The organism is Parabacteroides distasonis (assembly GCF_004793765.1).
Classification (GTDB): Bacteria; Bacteroidota; Bacteroidia; order Bacteroidales; family Tannerellaceae; genus Parabacteroides; species Parabacteroides distasonis_A.
In genome coordinates this window covers 17,031-34,542 of record NZ_SRYM01000007.1, presented here as the reverse complement: position 1 = coordinate 34,542, position 17,512 = coordinate 17,031, and the positions used below count along the sequence as shown (strand labels likewise).

The 17,512-nt window shown below is 43.3% G+C and carries 17 protein-coding genes and 5 tRNA genes; 13 read left to right on the top strand and 9 right to left on the bottom strand.

Annotation, left to right across the window (positions count from 1 at the left end):
- Nucleotide 1 precedes the first annotated feature (1 nt).
- The 5 genes from E5342_RS03845 to porQ form a co-directional block, all read right to left on the bottom strand.
- Nucleotides 2-1,753 (bottom strand): DUF6057 family protein, encoded by a 1,752-nt coding sequence (locus E5342_RS03845; protein ID WP_121734880.1) that lies wholly within the window; start codon nt 1,751-1,753, stop codon nt 2-4.
- A gap of 83 nt (nt 1,754-1,836) precedes the next feature.
- On the bottom strand, nt 1,837-2,817 hold the full coding sequence (gene pfkA / locus E5342_RS03840) for a 6-phosphofructokinase (protein WP_121734881.1): 981 nt from the start codon (nt 2,815-2,817) through the stop codon (nt 1,837-1,839).
- Nucleotides 2,818-2,914: 97 nt separating this feature from the next.
- Nucleotides 2,915-3,787, bottom strand: a complete 873-nt coding sequence (locus tag E5342_RS03835; RefSeq protein ID WP_121734882.1) for a 4-hydroxy-3-methylbut-2-enyl diphosphate reductase — start codon at nt 3,785-3,787, stop codon at nt 2,915-2,917.
- 184 nt (nt 3,788-3,971) lie between these two features.
- Nucleotides 3,972-4,661 carry a (d)CMP kinase gene (gene cmk, locus E5342_RS03830; RefSeq protein WP_135958860.1) on the bottom strand — a complete coding sequence of 230 codons (690 nt, stop codon included), beginning with the start codon at nt 4,659-4,661 and terminating at the stop codon, nt 3,972-3,974.
- A gap of 25 nt (nt 4,662-4,686) precedes the next feature.
- A complete protein-coding gene (gene porQ, locus E5342_RS03825; protein WP_121734898.1) occupies nt 4,687-5,697 on the bottom strand; it encodes a type IX secretion system protein PorQ in 1,011 nt (336 codons plus the stop codon).
- Between the two features lie 207 nt (nt 5,698-5,904).
- On the opposite strand from porQ, the gene E5342_RS03820 reads away from it, so the two are divergent.
- The 8 genes from E5342_RS03820 to E5342_RS03785 all read left to right on the top strand — a co-directional run bounded on the left by E5342_RS03820 (nt 5,905) and on the right by E5342_RS03785 (nt 11,064).
- The gene (locus tag E5342_RS03820; RefSeq protein ID WP_121734884.1) at nt 5,905-6,597 is read left to right on the top strand and encodes an energy transducer TonB; all 693 of its coding nucleotides are present in this window, start codon (nt 5,905-5,907) and stop codon (nt 6,595-6,597) included.
- An 80-nt stretch (nt 6,598-6,677) separates the two neighbouring features.
- Nucleotides 6,678-7,652, top strand: coding sequence for a polyprenyl synthetase family protein (locus E5342_RS03815; RefSeq protein ID WP_135958859.1), 975 nt, complete (start codon nt 6,678-6,680; stop codon nt 7,650-7,652).
- 3 nt (nt 7,653-7,655) lie between these two features.
- Complete coding sequence (locus E5342_RS03810) at nt 7,656-8,441, top strand: TatD family hydrolase (protein ID WP_121734886.1); 786 nt, start codon at nt 7,656-7,658, stop codon at nt 8,439-8,441.
- A 147-nt stretch (nt 8,442-8,588) separates the two neighbouring features.
- Nucleotides 8,589-8,676: transfer RNA gene (locus tag E5342_RS03805), tRNA-Ser, on the top strand.
- An 80-nt stretch (nt 8,677-8,756) separates the two neighbouring features.
- Entirely contained in the window at nt 8,757-9,491 is a 735-nt protein-coding gene (locus E5342_RS03800; RefSeq protein WP_121734887.1) for a MotA/TolQ/ExbB proton channel family protein, read from the top strand.
- Between the two features lie 9 nt (nt 9,492-9,500).
- A complete protein-coding gene (locus E5342_RS03795; RefSeq protein WP_121734888.1) occupies nt 9,501-9,974 on the top strand; it encodes a hypothetical protein in 474 nt (157 codons plus the stop codon).
- Nucleotides 9,975-10,006: 32 nt separating this feature from the next.
- Nucleotides 10,007-10,594, top strand: coding sequence for an ExbD/TolR family protein (locus E5342_RS03790; RefSeq protein WP_121734889.1), 588 nt, complete (start codon nt 10,007-10,009; stop codon nt 10,592-10,594).
- 2 nt (nt 10,595-10,596) lie between these two features.
- Nucleotides 10,597-11,064, top strand: coding sequence for an ExbD/TolR family protein (locus E5342_RS03785; RefSeq protein WP_005867927.1), 468 nt, complete (start codon nt 10,597-10,599; stop codon nt 11,062-11,064).
- Nucleotides 11,065-11,118: 54 nt separating this feature from the next.
- On the opposite strand, the gene E5342_RS03780 is transcribed toward E5342_RS03785, so the two are convergent.
- Nucleotides 11,119-11,667, bottom strand: coding sequence for a GNAT family N-acetyltransferase (locus tag E5342_RS03780; RefSeq protein ID WP_121734890.1), 549 nt, complete (start codon nt 11,665-11,667; stop codon nt 11,119-11,121).
- Nucleotides 11,668-11,810: 143 nt separating this feature from the next.
- On the opposite strand from E5342_RS03780, the gene E5342_RS03775 reads away from it, so the two are divergent.
- Nucleotides 11,811-12,281 carry an Lrp/AsnC family transcriptional regulator gene (locus E5342_RS03775; RefSeq protein WP_121734891.1) on the top strand — a complete coding sequence of 157 codons (471 nt, stop codon included), beginning with the start codon at nt 11,811-11,813 and terminating at the stop codon, nt 12,279-12,281.
- An 83-nt stretch (nt 12,282-12,364) separates the two neighbouring features.
- Here the strand turns inward: E5342_RS03775 and asnS are convergent, their stop codons facing one another.
- From asnS to purB, 3 genes are read right to left on the bottom strand one after another with little or no spacing between them, the layout of a single operon-like run.
- Nucleotides 12,365-13,771, bottom strand: coding sequence for an asparagine--tRNA ligase (asnS, locus tag E5342_RS03770; protein WP_121734892.1), 1,407 nt, complete (start codon nt 13,769-13,771; stop codon nt 12,365-12,367).
- Nucleotides 13,772-13,786: 15 nt separating this feature from the next.
- Nucleotides 13,787-15,274, bottom strand: a complete 1,488-nt coding sequence (locus E5342_RS03765; protein WP_135958858.1) for a pseudouridine synthase — start codon at nt 15,272-15,274, stop codon at nt 13,787-13,789.
- A gap of 59 nt (nt 15,275-15,333) precedes the next feature.
- Nucleotides 15,334-16,677 carry an adenylosuccinate lyase gene (gene purB / locus E5342_RS03760; RefSeq protein WP_135958857.1) on the bottom strand — a complete coding sequence of 448 codons (1,344 nt, stop codon included), beginning with the start codon at nt 16,675-16,677 and terminating at the stop codon, nt 15,334-15,336.
- A 365-nt stretch (nt 16,678-17,042) separates the two neighbouring features.
- Between purB and E5342_RS03755 the strand changes: the two genes are divergently transcribed.
- The 4 genes from E5342_RS03755 to E5342_RS03740 all read left to right on the top strand — a co-directional run bounded on the left by E5342_RS03755 (nt 17,043) and on the right by E5342_RS03740 (nt 17,444).
- A tRNA-Val gene (locus E5342_RS03755) sits at nt 17,043-17,117 on the top strand.
- 34 nt (nt 17,118-17,151) lie between these two features.
- A tRNA-Val gene (locus tag E5342_RS03750) sits at nt 17,152-17,226 on the top strand.
- A gap of 34 nt (nt 17,227-17,260) precedes the next feature.
- Nucleotides 17,261-17,335, top strand: a tRNA-Val gene (locus E5342_RS03745).
- 34 nt (nt 17,336-17,369) lie between these two features.
- Nucleotides 17,370-17,444: transfer RNA gene (locus E5342_RS03740), tRNA-Val, on the top strand.
- Nucleotides 17,445-17,512 lie beyond the last annotated feature (68 nt).

The window sequence follows — 17,512 nt, the reverse complement described above, 5'->3', positions numbered from 1 at the left end:
CTTATTTAAACATATAATAATACCAATAGGTATCGCCATAAGAGCGATACATCAAACCGGGCAGCACATTACTATTATTCCGCCCGGCGAGCACTTGCCTCTTATAATCGGCGAATCTCCCTACGATAGATTCTGAGACACCGAAACGTTTCCAGTAATCCGGATCTTTCTCCGATAGGATGATGACCGCCTCTTGAAAAGAGACCGGTAAAGAAGGGAGTAAATCCGTGCCGTAATAGGTTTCCACCAACGTCTTAAAACGCGTCACATCTTTTGCTAAAAGATAGAATACGCCGACATAGTGGAAAGCGGCTTTATTGGAAGGATTCTGCTCCGCCAAGCGAATCAAGTCCATGTCGAATCCATCTATCTGACTCAGATGATTCTCGGATAGCAGGTTCCTGCGCATATTCCCCAATAGAGGATCTGTCTCGACCGCCTCATCATTATACAGGAATTTCCGCTGCGCTTTGGCCCAATCCTTATAATAGAAAGTATTCTCCAAGACAGCGATATATTTCTCTGCGACCGGATAGGCTCCATAAATCAAGTTCGTTTGCACCAAACGTTGCGTCATGCGGGGATTTCCATCACATAAGGCACCGATATTACTCTCAAAAGCCATCTCTTGAGCCGCGGCGACATTTCCCATCGTAAAATAAACATCACTCAACAAGGCGGACAGGGTGGTTGATTTATTCCATGCCACCATTAATCCACGAGGCCCGTGCTGCGTGTACTTAAACGCCTCATCCGCCAGAATACCTTTCCGGGCCAAAGCCATATTTTGGTAACATAAATAGAGTTGATTAGTGGTCGGTTCCTTGCATGATACCAAGATCCGGTCCCATTGCTCTGTCCGGGTAAAATAGTCCATCATCTTCAAACGGTATGATTTCTGCTCACCATATAGATCGAAGCCTTTCCAAAAGATAAGTCCTAAGATAACAAATTGGGAGATTCCCTGCGCCAAAGGCTTTTTACCAGCCCATGATTCCTTGTTTTTGCAAAGGCAGGTTACAACCAACGCCGCATAGAAAGCGATCCATGAGAAATAAATTACCTTACCCGGCACCAAACGGAAATAATAATAACCATCCGGTAAAAAGACAAAACGGTATTCTCCAATCACCGAGTAACGCACACATACCCCACCCAAGATCAACACGATCATCGGTAAAATCACAGCATAATACCAACGGAGTGTCCGGCTCATCGCCTCGTATCCCATCATGGACAAGGCAAACAACAAAGAGACCGGCCCGGCCAACCCAAAGAGTAACAGGGAAGCAAACAGACTTGCTATCAAACGAGATATGAAATTCCTTATCCCTAAAACGAGATATAAAGCAAACAACATCATACCAAAGGCAACCGTCCCTTGGAACATATAATTAAAATCCCATTGCACAAACAACAAAGATAGGACAGGAAGCCAGACCCATAAAATGCCATGGCTCCGTGGATCAATCCGTCTCAAGATCGCCCCAAGCAGGCCCCCCAGGCTTGTCAACAGGGCCGCCGTTATCATAGCTCCCACATTCGGGAGAATGAAGAACTGTACCAAACAGCCGGAAAGAACCATCGATAAACCTCCCGGTTGTATCAGCTTATCGATAATAAAAGAGGGAGTTAACTGGAATAACTGGTTCTGCTCAACACAATAAAAGTGGTACTCACTGAATATCCTCAAGAAGATAAACAGAAAAACAAATACGATTACATACAAGGCCACGCCGCTATACTTCTTCATGATATCAGGTTCTTCACATAAAAACCCGGATGTATACGATCGCTACATCCGGGTTTCTATTCATATTAAATATATCGCCTTATTTAGATGGAAGAAACACGGAGCGTGTTCAACAAATCCCGGTTAATGGGCTTATCATTCTTGATCGCTTTAGAGAACGGTACATAGACGATCTGGTCGTTCTGGATACCCATCATCACGTTACGCTGATCATCCAACAAGGCGTCGATCGCAGCCACGCCCATGCGCGTCGCCAAGATCCGATCTTGTGCCGTAGGAGAACCACCGCGCTGCAAGTGACCTAAGATAGAGACACGCACGTCGAACTGCGGATATTCCTTCTTCACACGCTCAGCGACCCCCATAGCACCACCGGTTACCTCACTCTCGGCAACTAATACGATACTACTGTTCTTGGACTTACGGAATCCATTCTCGATCATCTCAGCCAATTGATCTTTCTCCAAGGAGATTTCCGGGATAATAGCGGCTTCGGCACCAGAAGCGATCGCTCCGTTCAACGCCAAGAAACCGGCGTCGCGCCCCATAACCTCCACAAAGAACAGACGATCATGCGAGGTAGCCGTATCACGGATCTTATCCACGCATTCCATGATCGTGTTCAAGGCTGTATCATAGCCGATCGTCGTATCCGTGCCATACAAGTCATTATCAATCGTACCCGGCAATCCTACGACCGGGAAATTAAACTCCTGAGCGAAAATACGCGCTCCCGTCAACGTTCCGTCACCACCGATAGCGATCAAAGCATCGATCCCATGCTCTTGCAACTTATCATAGGCCTGTTTTCGTCCCTCGGGAGTCTTGAACTCCACGCAACGGGCGGTCTTAAGAATTGTTCCACCGCGTTGAATTATATTACTGACATTTTGTGTCTTAAACTCTTCAATCTCATCTAGGATCAACCCTTTGTAACCACGGTAAATACCTTTCACTCTCATTCCGTTATAAATAGCGGAACGTGTTACCGCACGAATAGCGGCGTTCATTCCCGGGGCATCACCTCCGGACGTTAAAATACCAACACACTTTACTATAGACATAGCGTCATTGATTTTAATGTTCTTCGGCAAAAGTAGTAAATATTTAGTTATTCTCCTGTCTTTCTCCCTGAAAGTTCACATAATCTTAATCAAAATATCATTCAGAAGCATTCAGTTCCTTGATCCGGACCGCCACTTCCTCCATCAACCATTTAGGAGTGGATGTAGCGCCGCAAACCCCAACCCGGCGCACGCCCTCGGGCAAAGGCTCGGTAATCTCCGATACCTCGGAAATAAAAAGCGTATTCGGGTTCGCTTTGCGGCACTCCTCGAACAGCATCTTTCCGTTGGAACTTTTACGACCGGCCACAAAATAGACCCAATCGTGGCTGGAGGCGAACGCTTTTATATTCGGAAGACGATTCGCCACCTGACGGCAAATCGTATCGTAATAGTTGAACTCCACCCCTTCCGCCATCCGCTGCTTGATCTCCGCCACTACTGCCTTGAATCCATCCAAGGACTTCGTGGTTTGGGAAAACAGGCTGATCGCACGGGTAAAGTCCAGGCGATCGAGGTCTTCTATTTTCTCGATAACAATCGCCGTACCTTCCGTCTGGCCCACCAAGCCATTCACCTCCGCATGGCCTTTCTTCCCATAGATAACCAACTGGGTGTTATTCGCCCGGGTCTCTTGATAACATTTATGGATCTTACGCTGCAAACGCAAGACGACCGGGCAAGTAGCGTCTATAATCGTGATATTGTTTCGCTTCGCCAAAGCATAGGTAGAAGGCGGCTCACCATGTGCCCGGAGCAACACCTTCCGGTCTCTCAACCTTGAAAGTCCCTCATGATCGATCGTATGCAGCCCCATATGCTCCAACCGCTCCACCTCTAAACTGTTATGAACGATATCGCCTAGGCAATACAGCGTATCCGTATTATCCAGCTCCCGCTCAGCGCTTTCTATGGCAGTGACAACCCCAAAACAGAATCCGGAATCTTTATCTATCTTGACTTCTATCATATCTATAATATCATTAATAAACAAGCACTTACAGTTTTCTCATTTTTCAATCACAAGAAACTAAAGTTTCTTCATAGCAAAACTTGAGTTTTCTGTAGGGGAAACTCAAGTTTTCCAGTAACGAAACTACAGTTTTCATCCGAAGAGACAAAAGTTTCCTTTATAAGATACTCCAAATACTTGTTTATGAACCGATCGCTTTATGATATTGTTGCAGCAACCAAGCCTTTTGCTCTTCCAAGGTCATATGGGAATTATCCAGCACCAAGGCATCATCCGCTTGTCTCAAAGGACTTTCCTCCCGGGTTGAATCTATATAATCCCGTTTCTTCACATTCTCCAGCACTTCCTCGTAAGAGGCGGGAATCCCTTTCGCCTCCAGCTCATCCATCCGGCGCTTGGCACGTACCTCCGGCGAGGCCGTCACGAAAAGCTTCAATTCCGCTTCCGGGAATACGACCGTACCGATATCACGACCATCCATCACGATACCTTTCGCCTTCCCCATCTCTTGTTGCTTAGCGACCAACGCACGGCGCACAAAACCCAGCGCAGCCACCGGGCTCACCTTATCCGCCACTTCCATACCACGGATCTCTTTCTCTACATTCACGCCGTTCAAATAAGTATCCGGCCGGCCGGTCTCCGCATTCAAACGAAATGAGAGATCGATATGATCAATCGCAGCTTTCAATTCGTCTTCCTTGATCTTCTCCCCCTCAAAAAATCCATGCTGAATGCAATACAAAGTCACGGCCCGATACATGGCACCCGTATCGATATACGTATATCCGATCTCCTTGGCAAGATCTTTAGCCATGGTACTTTTGCCACTGGAAGAGTGGCCGTCTATAGCGATAACTATTTTCTTCATATATATATATATTTAATGTATAAGTTTATTCTGTCACTTTCTTGAAATCGGCCAAAGTCGTAGATACGCTAACCATCATCGACATGGCAGACGGATGATATTTCGCCAGCGAGAAGCCCACGTCAAACATCTTGATCCTTACGCCTGCGCCAGCCGAGAAGCCAGAGAAACTTCCCCCACCTTTCAACTTCATATCCATATTAACCTTCGGATTGAATCCTACGCCCACCCAGAAGTTATCGGACGGGATAAAATCCACACCAATGATAAAATGCTTCGCTAACGTCTTAACGAAAGAATCCCCGCCATACTCTTTATCCGTATTATCGATATAATCAAACTTCCAACGGTTCAAGTACTGGGCCGTCAAAGAAAAACGAATCGGCGCATGCGCCATCTTCTGCGTGATACCCATCTGGATATCCCAAGGCATCTTTTGTCGCTCATCTTCATAAGCTTTCAGTTGCGCGCCGATATTCTTCAAGGCGAAACCAAAAGAAAAACCCTTATCCGAATTATAATAACTCAATCCCGCATCCACGCACAAGCCGATCGAGGTATAATCCGCCAGCCCCGAATACAAGAACTTCAGCGATAATCCACCTCGCCAACGCTCGTTCAAGTCACGAGAGTAGAAACCATTCACACTGATATCTTTCGCCGAAAGACTCGCTCCGGTCACTACATTATCCGGCAACACCTCCTTGATATCGCCATAGCTTATAAACGTAGCGCCTACACCCCAAGCTCCTTTCTCACCATGCGCTTTCGTGAACAAGGCACTTCCTACGTTGATATCCGAGAAGTAATTCATATAATTCAAATTGATCATCCCATCCATCTCCGCACCCAGCAACGCCGGATTATGGAAAATAAGCGAAGGGTCTCTTTCTACCAACGCCACGGTATGCCCACCCAAGGCGTTAGCCCGAACCGAGGTCGGAAAACGTAAGAAAGTGTACGCCTCGCTCCCGTTTTGCGCTGAGACAGACAGTGTAACAACGAATAAAATCAGTATAAATAGTTTATTTCTCATATTTTCATGCAAAAAATCGTTCAAAGATACATTAATTCGGAAAAATGTTTTTACTTTACGCCCGTAAATCTCAGAAATACAAATTTCGCATTAACAAAAACGGGAAAAATGCCAAAAAGGTATATTATCGCTCTCATTTTTGTTTGATATATGAAATAATTTGTATTTTTGCAGAAGTGAAAAACACTTATAAATTATTATAAACGTATGGAAATTAAAAAATCACCGAAAGCGGACCTTGAGAGAGGTAAGACCCTAAGCATCCTTATGGGATTTGTAGTGGGCTTAGCTGTCTTGTTCGTAGGCTTCGAATGGAGTACCCGCGATGTAATGGTCGTTCAGGCCAGCGAGGGTGTAGCAGACATCATCGCCGAGGAAGAAGTGGAAATCACGAGACCGGAGAACACGCCTCCTCCACCTCCCCCACCTCCAGCACCAGTTGTAACCGAGGTTTTGAACGTTGTTGAAGATGACGTTGAATTGGAACAGCAAGATATCTTATCATCAGAGGATGACCAAACCTCAGCGCAGGAGGCTGTTTATACTCCCCCCGCAGTTGTAGAAGAGGAAGAAGAGTCTGCACAACAGATTTTTACGGTTGTAGAGGAAATGCCGAAGTTCCCTGGTGGAGATGCAGAATTGCTGAAGTTTATCGCTAAATCAATCAAATATCCGGTAATCGCACAGGAAAACGGTATCCAAGGTCGTGTAATCTGCGCATTCGTGGTTAACCGAGACGGATCAGTAGTAGACGCTGAGGTATTACGTGGCGTAGACCCATCATTGGATAAAGAAGCTCTTCGTGTGATCGGTACCATGCCTAAATGGACCCCGGGTAAGCAGAGAGGTAAACCAGTACGTGTTAAGTATACTGTGCCTATCACGTTCAGATTGCAATAGTATAACATTAAACATATCAAAAAGGCTGCTTCATTCTCGCAGCCTTTTTTTATTTCATAACTCCATTAATTGATACAGCTATGTTAACATTCGAGAATATACTTCAAAGAATAGAAAGCGAGATCTCTCAACTACAATTCACAAATCCTCCCAAAAGTTTATACGAGCCGATAGAGTACATCTTGTCCCTCGGAGGAAAAAGAATACGTCCGGCGTTAACGTTGATGGCATGTAATATATATAATAATAATATAGAGAATGCAATCAAGCCAGCTTTAGGTCTGGAAGTTTTCCATAACTTCACCTTGCTACACGACGACCTAATGGATGAAGCTAATAAAAGAAGGAACAAACCTACCGTACACAAGGTATGGAATGCCAATACGGCAATTCTTTCCGGAGACGCGATGTTAATAGCGGCTTATCAATTAATCGGATCAACGGCCTCCAACTACCTCAAACAAGTGTTGGATTTATTTACACAAACAGCGGCGGAAATATGTGGCGGCCAACAATTCGACATGGAATTCGAGTCTCGCATGAATGTGAGTGAGGAAGAATACATCGAGATGATCCGGCTAAAGACAGCCGTATTACTGGCCTGCGCCCTTAAGATAGGTGCTTTACTTGGAGGTGCCTCACAAGAAGACGCAGACAATCTATATGCGTTTGGTATTAATATCGGTCTAGCGTTTCAACTGCAAGATGATTTACTAGATGTATATGGTGACACCGCCACTTTCGGGAAAAACATTGGTGGTGATATCCTTTGCAACAAGAAAACATTCTTATTGATCAACGCTCTCAGACTGGCCAATAAAGAACAAGCGGAAACTCTCCGTAGCTGGATGGATAAAAAAGCATTCGATCCGGCTCAAAAAATACAGGCATTCACCTCTATCTACAACGAATTACAGCTAAAACAATTAACAGAAAATAAAATCCAAACCTATTACGACGCATCCGTAGAGAACTTAAACGCTTTACAAGTCGCCCCCGAAAAATTAACGATCCTAAAAAAGGTTTGTGATCATTTAATGCATAGACAATCCTAATCCATGAGGTTAATAGACACACATTGCCATTTATATCTGGAGGATTTCGACCCAGAACAAGACGAACTGGCTCAAAAAGCAAAAGACTCTGGTATCGACACCCTGCTTCTGCCAAACGTAGACCTGACTACGATTGACAGAATGCACGATTTATGCGACCGATACCCAGAGTTTGTTTTCCCCATGATGGGATTGCACCCGACCAGTGTGGATAGTAATTATATCGATATCCTAAAACAAACGGAATCCTACCTATCGAAACGCACCTATTGCGGGATTGGTGAAATCGGGATCGATCTATATTGGGATAAGACCTATTTGAAGGAGCAGCAAATCGTTTTCGAGGAACAACTGCGTTGGAGCATTGATCTGAACTTACCCGTAGCCATACATACCCGTGACGCATATCCGGAAGTTTTGGAATGCATACATAAAGTCGGAGCGGAAAGACTTAAAGGCGTATTTCATAGTTTTACCGGCACAACGGAAGAACTGGAAGAAATAAAGAAACTGCCCACCTTCAAGATTGGGATAAACGGAGTTGTTACCTTTAAAAATTCAAAACTCTCCGAAGTCATCCGGCAAACGGATATTGAAAAGATACTATTGGAAACAGATGCTCCCTATCTTTCACCAGTCCCCTACAGAGGTAGACGGAATGAACCTACTTACATATGGAAGACGGCAGAGAAAGTGGCGAAAACTTTCGGTCTCACATTAGAGGAAACCGTAAACGCTACTCGAAAAAACACATTAGAATTGTTTAAAAGCGTAAATAAACCCATATAGACACTTTTTTTCGAATGAAGTCAAAATTTATTTCGTGGATATTGTGTATATGTCAAGCAAAAACTATAGATTTGTGCACTGAAAAGATTGCATATGGGAATTTTTTCGTATTTTGCGGTCGTTTTAGAAGAAGTTAGGCGAATAATTGGAGAGATGCTCGAGTGGTTGAAGAGGCACGCCTGGAAAGCGTGTAAACCCCTAAAGGGTTTCGCGGGTTCGAATCCCGCTCTCTCCGCAGTGGAGAATACCATGAATTAATTAACAATAAAATAAAAACAAATAAGAGAATTATTAATCTTAAAAATTAAACACACAATGAAAAAGTTATTTGCAAAAGCATTCTTGGGCTTATGTGCCCTTGGAACTTCTACCGTAGCATTCGCACAGGATGCGGCTCCAGCAATTGAAGGAGGTATGTATCAAGCATTAAAGACAAAGTTTATCGAAGGTGGTGCCGACTTCATGAGTTTGGTTGCGATCGCTTTGATTTTCGGTTTGGCTTTCTGCTTAGAGAGAATTATCTACTTGAACTTAGCTGAAACAAATTCCAGCAAATTATTGAAGGGTATCGAAGATGCTTTAGACAAAGGTGATGTTGAAGGTGCTAAAGCTATCGCTCGTGACACAAGAGGCCCTATCGCTTCTATCGCTTACCAAGGATTAATGAGAATTGACCAAGGTATTGACGTTGTAGAAAAATCTATCGTTTCTTACGGTGGTGTTCAAGGAGGTCTTTTGGAAAAGAATATGTCTTGGATCACATTGTTTATCGCAATGGCTCCGTCTTTAGGATTCTTGGGTACTGTAGTAGGTATGATCATGGCGTTCGATAAAATCGAGCAAGTTGGTGATATCAGCCCGACGGTTGTAGCAGGTGGTATGAAAGTGGCCTTGATTACTACAGTAGGTGGTTTGATCGTTGCTTTGATCCTTCAGGTATTCTATAATTATTTGTTAAGCAAATTAGAGGCAATCTTGAATCAAATGGAGGATGCTTCTATCACATTGCTTGATTTGGTTATCAAATACAACGTCAAATTCAAAAAATAAGAACGAATTATGGCAGTTACTAAAATAAGAAAAATATCCAGCTGGACATTATTGATAAGCGCAATTATCAGTATTGTCATCTTGGGTATGTTTTTCGCAGGTGGAGTCGTAGATCCCGCCGCAGAAATGAAAGAGCCGATTTACACAGGGCTCCTGATTAATTGGACATCAGCATTGTTCTTCGCAACAATCATCAGTACGGTCTTGTTTGCGATCTGGCAATTTATCGGTTTATTGAAAACAGACACGAAGTCGGCGATCACCTCCCTGATTACGTTAGTATGTTTCGCAGCTCTTTTGTTCATCACTTATACAATGGGTGATGCCACTCCATTGGAAGGTTTAAACGCAGACTCTCAAGAATACAATACGGCTGGTTGGTTGAAAATATCCGATATGTGGATTATGTCAACATTCGCCTTGATTGTAATGATTATCGCTTGTATCTTTTGGGGATCTATCAAGAGAATCTTAGGGAAATAATAGTAATAACGAACTGATAAAACAAGAAAGAAATGGGTAAGAAAAGAAAGACACCGGGTATTAATGGTTCTTCTTCGGCCGATATCGCTTTCATGTTGCTTATCTTCTTCCTTATTACTACATCAATGGATACAGATAAAGGTTTGGCAAGACGTTTGCCGCCTCCTGTACCTAAAGATCAGAAGAACGATACCGATGTTGACATCAAAAAGAGAAACTTGCTGGTTGTATTGATCAACAGTAACAACCAGATTCTTTGTGGTGATCAATTTGTCGATATCAAGCAATTGAAAGAAAGAATCAAAGAGTTCATTGATAATCCTTATAATGACGAGCATAAGCCTGAACGTGTTGAGGCTGATGTTCCATTCTTCGGAAAAATGATGGTAACGAAAAATCATGTGATTTCTTTACAGAATGACCGTGGTACCGAATACCAAGCATATATCGATGTACAAAACGAAATCGCAGCCGCTTATAATGAGTTGAGAAATAAAGTTTCTATGTCTAAGTTTGGAAAAAATTTCGCAGATTTGGACGATGAACAACAAAAAGCCGTGCAGCAGATTTATCCGCAAAAGATATCAGAAGCTGAACCTAAAAATTATGGAGGTAAATAGTAATGGGAAAGTTTAGTAAAGCGGGTGGTCGCGAAATGCCCGAATTGAATACATCATCATTACCTGACTTGGTGTTCGCTTTCTTGTTCTTCATCATGATGGTAACATCTATGCGTGAGGTAACATTGAAAGTAGAGTTCCATGCTCCACAAGCTACAGAGCTTCAAAAATTGGAGAAGAAATCTTTGGTTACATTTATCTATGTAGGTAAGCCAACTAGAGATTTGAGAGCGAAGATGGGTTCTGAGACTCGTATCCAGTTGAATGACGCTTTTGCAGAGACTTCGGAAATTCAGGATTATATCGCACAGGAAAAGTCCAGTATGAAAGAAGAGGATCAGCCGTTTATGACAGTTTCTATCAAGGCAGATAAAGAAACCAAGATGGGAACGATCACTGATATCAAGCAGGCTCTTCGTGAGGCATACGCATTGAAAATTAGTTATTCCGCAGCACAACGTGTAGAGTAATAATTATTCAGATGTAACGTTATAAAAAGGGTGGGATTTATTTCCCGCCCTTTTTTATTCCATTCCATAAACGTTTTGGTGAATAATAGTCTTAATTCGTTCAAAAGATCGCTCAAGATCAAGTTTCCCATGAGCCATCAAACGCATTTCTAAAAATACATCTCCCTTACGATAGGGAGGTTGGAAATATACATGATAATCCAAAACAAACCCTAGACGTTCATAAAAGCCGATTCTACGCTTACTCATCTTCTCTATCGGCATCTCTACCTCTAAGACAACCGGATCTTTGTGGAGGGCTAAAAAACTTGTCATTGCTTTCGCTCCGATTCCTCCGTTACGAACAGACTCGTCAATCGCAAAATGTTCCACATAAACAAAGCTCTCAAATTGCCATCCCGTAATGAAACCCACATAAATACCATCCCGTAGCAACGCATACATCTCGAAACGGCGATCTTCCTCCAAAAGCTTACGTACCAAAGAGAAATCACGACGTTCTTCTTTGGGGAAAGAACTAGTATATGTTTTCTCTACTAGATCCAATAAAGAATCGGTTATCTCCCGGACAGGCTTACTAATTATCACATGATCTGCGCTCATAAAATAAATACTTAATAATTGAATAAAGAATGCTTACAAAATCAAAATAATCTACCATAACCTTTAGGTGATTATAAGATTATCATTATATTTGTATTAAATTGAAAGATATAATCTAACAGTAATACAAATATAATGAATATATGGCACATCATCAACTAGATGAACTGGACGAGAAGATACTTAAACTAATCATCGGCAATGCGCGTATGCCATTTTTGGAAGTAGCTAGAGAATGTAATGTCTCTGGAGCAGCTATCCACCAACGCATACAAAAGTTGACTAATTTAGGGGTTATCAAAGGTTCAGAATTCATCGTGGATAACACAAAGGTTGGATATGAAACTTGCGCATATATGGGGCTATTCCTAAAGTCTCCCGGACAATTTCCAAGCGTTACCGAAGCGTTGTTGCAGATACCGGAAGTCGTGGAATGCCATTATACGACGGGACAATACGACCTGTTTATAAAAATATACGCCAAGAACAATCAACATTTGCTAAGCATTATCCACAACAAGCTTCAACCATTGGGCTTGGCTCGCACCGAATCGCTTATATCCTTTAAGGAGGCATTCAAAAGGCAAATTCCTATTGATCTAGACAACGATTAAACAAAGGAAGTTATATAAGAAAAGAGTCCGTAATCTGGTTTCAACCAATCACGGACTCTTTTTATCATGATCACTAAGCACTATTAGAACTCAGCGTTATTCGGTGTACGCGGGAAAGGTATCACATCACGTATATTTGCCATGCCTGTAACGAACAGCAAAAGACGCTCAAAGCCCAAACCGAAACCAGAGTGAGGTACCGTACCAAAACGGCGAGTATCTAAGTACCACCACATATCCTTCATCGGGATGCTCAATTCTTCAATACGAGTCATTAGCTTATCATAGTCAGCCTCACGCTCGGAACCACCGATAATCTCTCCTATCTTCGGGAATAATACGTCCATGGCACGTACCGTCTTTCCATCCTCGTTTTGCTTCATATAGAAAGCCTTGATCTCTTTCGGGTAATCCGTTAAAATTACTGGACGTTTGAAATGATCTTCCACCAAGAAACGTTCATGCTCGGAAGCCAAGTCTACACCCCAATAAACGGGGAACTCAAATTTATGTCCTTTAGCGACAGCCTCTTCCAATATCTTGATACCTTCAGTGTACGGCAAGCGAACAAATGAATCTTTCAAGACCCCTTCCAGACGAGCGATCAATTCCTTATCAAACATATCGTTCAAGAACTTGATATCTTCCATACAGTTATCCAACGCCCATTGTACGCAATATTTAATGAACTCCTCGGCCAACTCCATATTGTCCGTGATATCATTGAAAGCGACTTCCGGCTCAATCATCCAGAATTCTGCCAAATGACGAGGCGTATTTGAGTTCTCCGCACGGAACGTGGGACCAAACGTATAAATCTGTCCCAACGCTGTAGCTGCCAACTCACCCTCCAACTGTCCAGAAACCGTCAAGCTAGCCTGCTTGCCAAAGAAATCGTCCTCGTAAATGATAGAGCCGTTCTCATCCTTTTTCAAGTCGTACAAATTCTTGGTAGTAACTTGGAACATCTGTCCGGCACCCTCACAATCGGAAGCCGTGATGATCGGCGTATGGAAATAGAAAAAGCCTCTATCATGGAAAAACTTATGGATAGCGTAAGCCATATTGTGACGAATACGGAATACCGCACCAAATGTATTCGTACGGGGACGCAAATGAGCGATCTCACGTAAAAACTCCATGGAGTGTCCCTTTTTCTGCAATGGATAAGTAACTGGATCAGCCGTACCAAAGATCTCAATCTCGGTAGCCTGTATCTCCACATTTTGTCCCTTACCTTGGGATTGTGTCAAGATACCATTTACGCTGATACTAGCTCCCGTTGTAATCGGTTTCAAGAACTCATCACCCAATTTATCTACATCTACAACGATCTGAACATTATTGATTGTAGAACCGTCATTCAAGGCAATAAAACTCACCTGTTTGCTGCCACGACGGGTACGAACCCATCCTTTCACATTCACGGTAGTACCAAAAGCATCGCTTTTCAGCACATCTACAATTTTTGTTCGTTTAATTGTTTCCATCTGTATCGTTTTTTGTTATTCGAAAGCTCCCATCCTAAGAGCGTTCACTTCCCTTTCATTTAAGTAACGCCATTTACCGCGGCCCAAGTTCTTCTTTGTCAAACCTGCGAAATAAACACGGTCCAATTTCGTCACATGATATCCCAACGATTCGAAGATACGGCGCACGATACGGTTACGGCCGGAATGGATCTCGATACCCACTTGACTCTTATCGTCCTCGCTAGCATAGCTGATAGCGTCCGCATGGATCTCTCCATCCTCAAGCTCAAGTCCATTAGCAATTTTCTCCATATCCTCGATAGCCACGTTCTTATCCAACCACACGTGGTAGATCTTCTTCTTCTTGAAAGACGGATGAGTCAATTTAGAGGCTAGATCACCATCGTTCGTCAATAACAAGACACCTGTCGTATTACGGTCCAAACGGCCTACCGGATAGATACGTTCTTGGCAAGCGTTCTTCACCAAATCCATCACCGTCAGGCGTTCTTGAGGATCATCAGAAGTCGTTACGCAATTCTTCGGCTTGTTTAATACAATATACACCTTGCTCTCGATCTGAACTGGCTTCTCGTTAAATGTAACAATATCTTGACGAGTAATCTTAGTACCCAATTCCGTTACCACTACATCATTTACCTTAACAGCCCCTTTCTGGATAAACTCATCCGCCTCACGACGAGAGCAAACACCAGCGTTAGATAAGAATTTGTTCAAACGAATCGGTTCGTTTGGGTCTGCCAAGACTTCCTTATACTTGATTTGTTTCGGACGTACATTGTACCCCTGCGATCTTTGGAAACCACCACCTCCACCTGGACGGCGATTACTATTGTAAGAAGGACGGCGATTATTTCCATATCCACCACCTCCTTGACGATTACCACCATAGGAGTTATCGTTACCATATGAACGTCTGGGCGCATAACCGTTCCCTGCACCTGAACGCGACTCATTGTAATCCACACGGGTATCACCTACACGTGGTCTCCTTTTCTTCATTCCATCACCAGACATCCTCTCTCCGGAAAGAGAAGCGGAATAAGCCTTCGCCGGTCCATCATAATTCGGGCGAGACGGACGATTGTACTGTCCTCCGCCATTCCCGTATGACGGGCGATTATTTCCATAAGACGGACGGCCACTATTATAGCCCCCCACACGATTGTTAGCATAACCTCCACGATTGTTGTTACCATAAGACGAACGACTGTTGCCATATCCACCTTCACGGCTACTATAACCACCTTCGCGATTGTTATTATACCCACCTTCACGATTGTTATCGAAAGAGCGCGGACGGCTCGGACGATCCCCGTAGGAAGGGTGGTTATTATCTCCATAAGACCGGTACGGTCTACGTTCATAGCTACCCTCAGGTTTATTATAACCCTGATTGTAAGGTCTTCTTTCACCTTCTTGGTCTGTGTTTTCCCGTCTGATACTTGGTATCACTTTTTTTGGACGCAGTTGAGATTCATCTCTTTCTTCTGTACTCATTTGTTATAAATTAAACAATGGTTAAAAACTTGGTAGCCTCACGGCTACCCGTATTATCACTAAATTCCTGTATAATTATGAGGCGTTATCGCCCTTAATTCATCTTTAATCCGATCGTTCACATCCAAGGTCTCGATAAATTCCTTGATAGACTGCTCCGTAACTGTCTGGTTCGTACGAGTCAGGGCTTTCAGAGCCTCGTAAGGCCTCGGATATCCCTCACGACGCAATACCGTCTGAATACCTTCGGCAACCACAGCCCAGCAATTATCCAAATCCCGGGATAAGGCACTCTCGTTCAATAACAATTTACCCAATCCTTTTGTTAAGCTCTTGAGCGCAATTTCTATATGCGCCAAAGGCACACCCACGTTTCTCAACACGGTAGAATCCGTCAAATCTCTTTGCAAACGGGATACTGGCAACTTAGTCGCCAAATGCTCCAATATAGCGTTCGCAATACCTAGATTACCCTCTGCGTTCTCGAAGTCGATCGGGTTCACCTTATGTGGCATTGCCGACGAACCAATCTCTCCCGCCTTGATCTTCTGCTTGAAATACTCCATAGAAATATACTGCCAAAAATCACGGTTCAAGTCGATCAAGATTGTATTGATACGCTTCAAGCCATCAAAGATAGCGGCCAAATTATCATAGTTCGATATCTGTGTGGTCCACTCCTCGCGCTTCAGCCCCAAGACCTCGCTGACAAACTTATTACCGAAAGCCCGCCAGTCATATTCCGGATAAGCCACATGATGCGCATTGAAATTACCCGTAGCTCCACCAAACTTGGCGGAGATCGGAGTAGCCTTTAATAAAGACAATTGCTGCTCCAGACGATAAACAAATACCATCACCTCCTTACCAAGACGAGTAGGGGAAGCCGGCTGCCCATGTGTTTTAGCCAACATCGGGATATCCATCCATTCCTCGGCGTATTTCTTCAAGGAGCCGATCACCTCTTCCAAGCTGGGAAAATATACTTCCCGCAAAGCGTCTTTGATAGACAAGGGAACGGACGTATTATTGATATCCTGCGAGGTCAATCCGAAATGAATAAACTCGTGGTATTTCTCCGCAAGAAAATGATTTGTTTTTTCCTTTATAAAATATTCCACCGCTTTCACATCGTGGTTCGTCACGCTCTCGATCTCCTTTACTCGCAGAGCGTCCTCTTCCGTGAACTCCTGATAAATCCTACGGAGTCCCTCTTTCACTTCCGCTGTATTTAACTCGCCCAATTGCGGAAGAAACTCAGACAGAGTAATAAAATACTCGATCTCAACTCGCACTCTATACTTGATAAGTGCGTACTCTGAAAAATAAGCGGCCAGATTCTCAGCCTTATTCCTGTATCGCCCATCCACGGGCGAAATAGCAGTCAGTGTCGATAATACCATATACGTTAATTAATATAGAGCTACAAAGTTAAACCTTTTCCATTGAATAATAAGGTAGACAATCGTTATTTTTAACTAAATGCCCCTTTTTTAGGACAATCATCCTTCTTCTCAATTTCATCTGAGAGACTCTCTTTGAATTTTGGCTAACCAATTACCATCTATAGTAATTAGATTTTCTATCAATAAAAATCGTATTTCCTATGGATAGCAACTCCCGCAATATGATCAGCATGGGGTAGCGGCTAACGTAAACTTATTATTTTTTTCGCATTTTATTGTCAAAATATTTGGAGGTAATAAAAAAAGCCGTATCTTTGCAACGCTTTAGAGAGATAAAGCGAATGAAAAAGAAGCAAATTTAAGGGCGTTTAGCTCAGCTGGTTCAGAGCATCTGCCTTACAAGCAGAGGGTCGGCGGTTCGAATCCGTCAACGCCCACTTTTAAATTTATTCTTTTTACCGAAAGAATTTCGGGCGTTTAGCTCAGCTGGTTCAGAGCATCTGCCTTACAAGCAGAGGGTCGGCGGTTCGAATCCGTCAACGCCCACTTTTAAATTTATTCTTTTTACCGAAAGAATTTCGGGCGTTTAGCTCAGCTGGTTCAGAGCATCTGCCTTACAAGCAGAGGGTCGGCGGTTCGAATCCGTCAACGCCCACTTTTAAATTTATTCTTTTTACCGAAAGAATTTCGGGCGTTTAGCTCAGCTGGTTCAGAGCATCTGCCTTACAAGCAGAGGGTCGGCGGTTCGAATCCGTCAACGCCCACGAAACCTAACTTCTCTTGAAGACTTTTCCACAATATATTATTATGTAGCTAACTTACAAAATTCATT

Coding starts and splice junctions, on each gene's coding strand:
- cmk (WP_135958860.1), bottom strand. CDS start 4,661: ATGAAGAAAATAGTTATCGCTATAGACGGCCACTCTTCCAGTGGCAAA.
- E5342_RS03815 (WP_135958859.1), top strand. CDS start 6,678: ATGTTAACATTCGAGAATATACTTCAAAGAATAGAAAGCGAGATCTCT.
- E5342_RS03780 (WP_121734890.1), bottom strand. CDS start 11,667: ATGAGCGCAGATCATGTGATAATTAGTAAGCCTGTCCGGGAGATAACC.
- E5342_RS03800 (WP_121734887.1), top strand. CDS start 8,757: ATGAAAAAGTTATTTGCAAAAGCATTCTTGGGCTTATGTGCCCTTGGA.
- E5342_RS03845 (WP_121734880.1), bottom strand. CDS start 1,753: ATGAAGAAGTATAGCGGCGTGGCCTTGTATGTAATCGTATTTGTTTTT.
- E5342_RS03835 (WP_121734882.1), bottom strand. CDS start 3,787: ATGATAGAAGTCAAGATAGATAAAGATTCCGGATTCTGTTTTGGGGTT.
- purB (WP_135958857.1), bottom strand. CDS start 16,677: ATGGTATTATCGACACTGACTGCTATTTCGCCCGTGGATGGGCGATAC.
- E5342_RS03765 (WP_135958858.1), bottom strand. CDS start 15,274: ATGAGTACAGAAGAAAGAGATGAATCTCAACTGCGTCCAAAAAAAGTG.
- E5342_RS03810 (WP_121734886.1), top strand. CDS start 7,656: ATGAGGTTAATAGACACACATTGCCATTTATATCTGGAGGATTTCGAC.
- E5342_RS03820 (WP_121734884.1), top strand. CDS start 5,905: ATGGAAATTAAAAAATCACCGAAAGCGGACCTTGAGAGAGGTAAGACC.
- pfkA (WP_121734881.1), bottom strand. CDS start 2,817: ATGTCTATAGTAAAGTGTGTTGGTATTTTAACGTCCGGAGGTGATGCC.
- asnS (WP_121734892.1), bottom strand. CDS start 13,771: ATGGAAACAATTAAACGAACAAAAATTGTAGATGTGCTGAAAAGCGAT.
- E5342_RS03790 (WP_121734889.1), top strand. CDS start 10,007: ATGGGTAAGAAAAGAAAGACACCGGGTATTAATGGTTCTTCTTCGGCC.
- E5342_RS03775 (WP_121734891.1), top strand. CDS start 11,811: ATGGCACATCATCAACTAGATGAACTGGACGAGAAGATACTTAAACTA.
- E5342_RS03785 (WP_005867927.1), top strand. CDS start 10,597: ATGGGAAAGTTTAGTAAAGCGGGTGGTCGCGAAATGCCCGAATTGAAT.
- porQ (WP_121734898.1), bottom strand. CDS start 5,697: ATGAGAAATAAACTATTTATACTGATTTTATTCGTTGTTACACTGTCT.
- E5342_RS03795 (WP_121734888.1), top strand. CDS start 9,501: ATGGCAGTTACTAAAATAAGAAAAATATCCAGCTGGACATTATTGATA.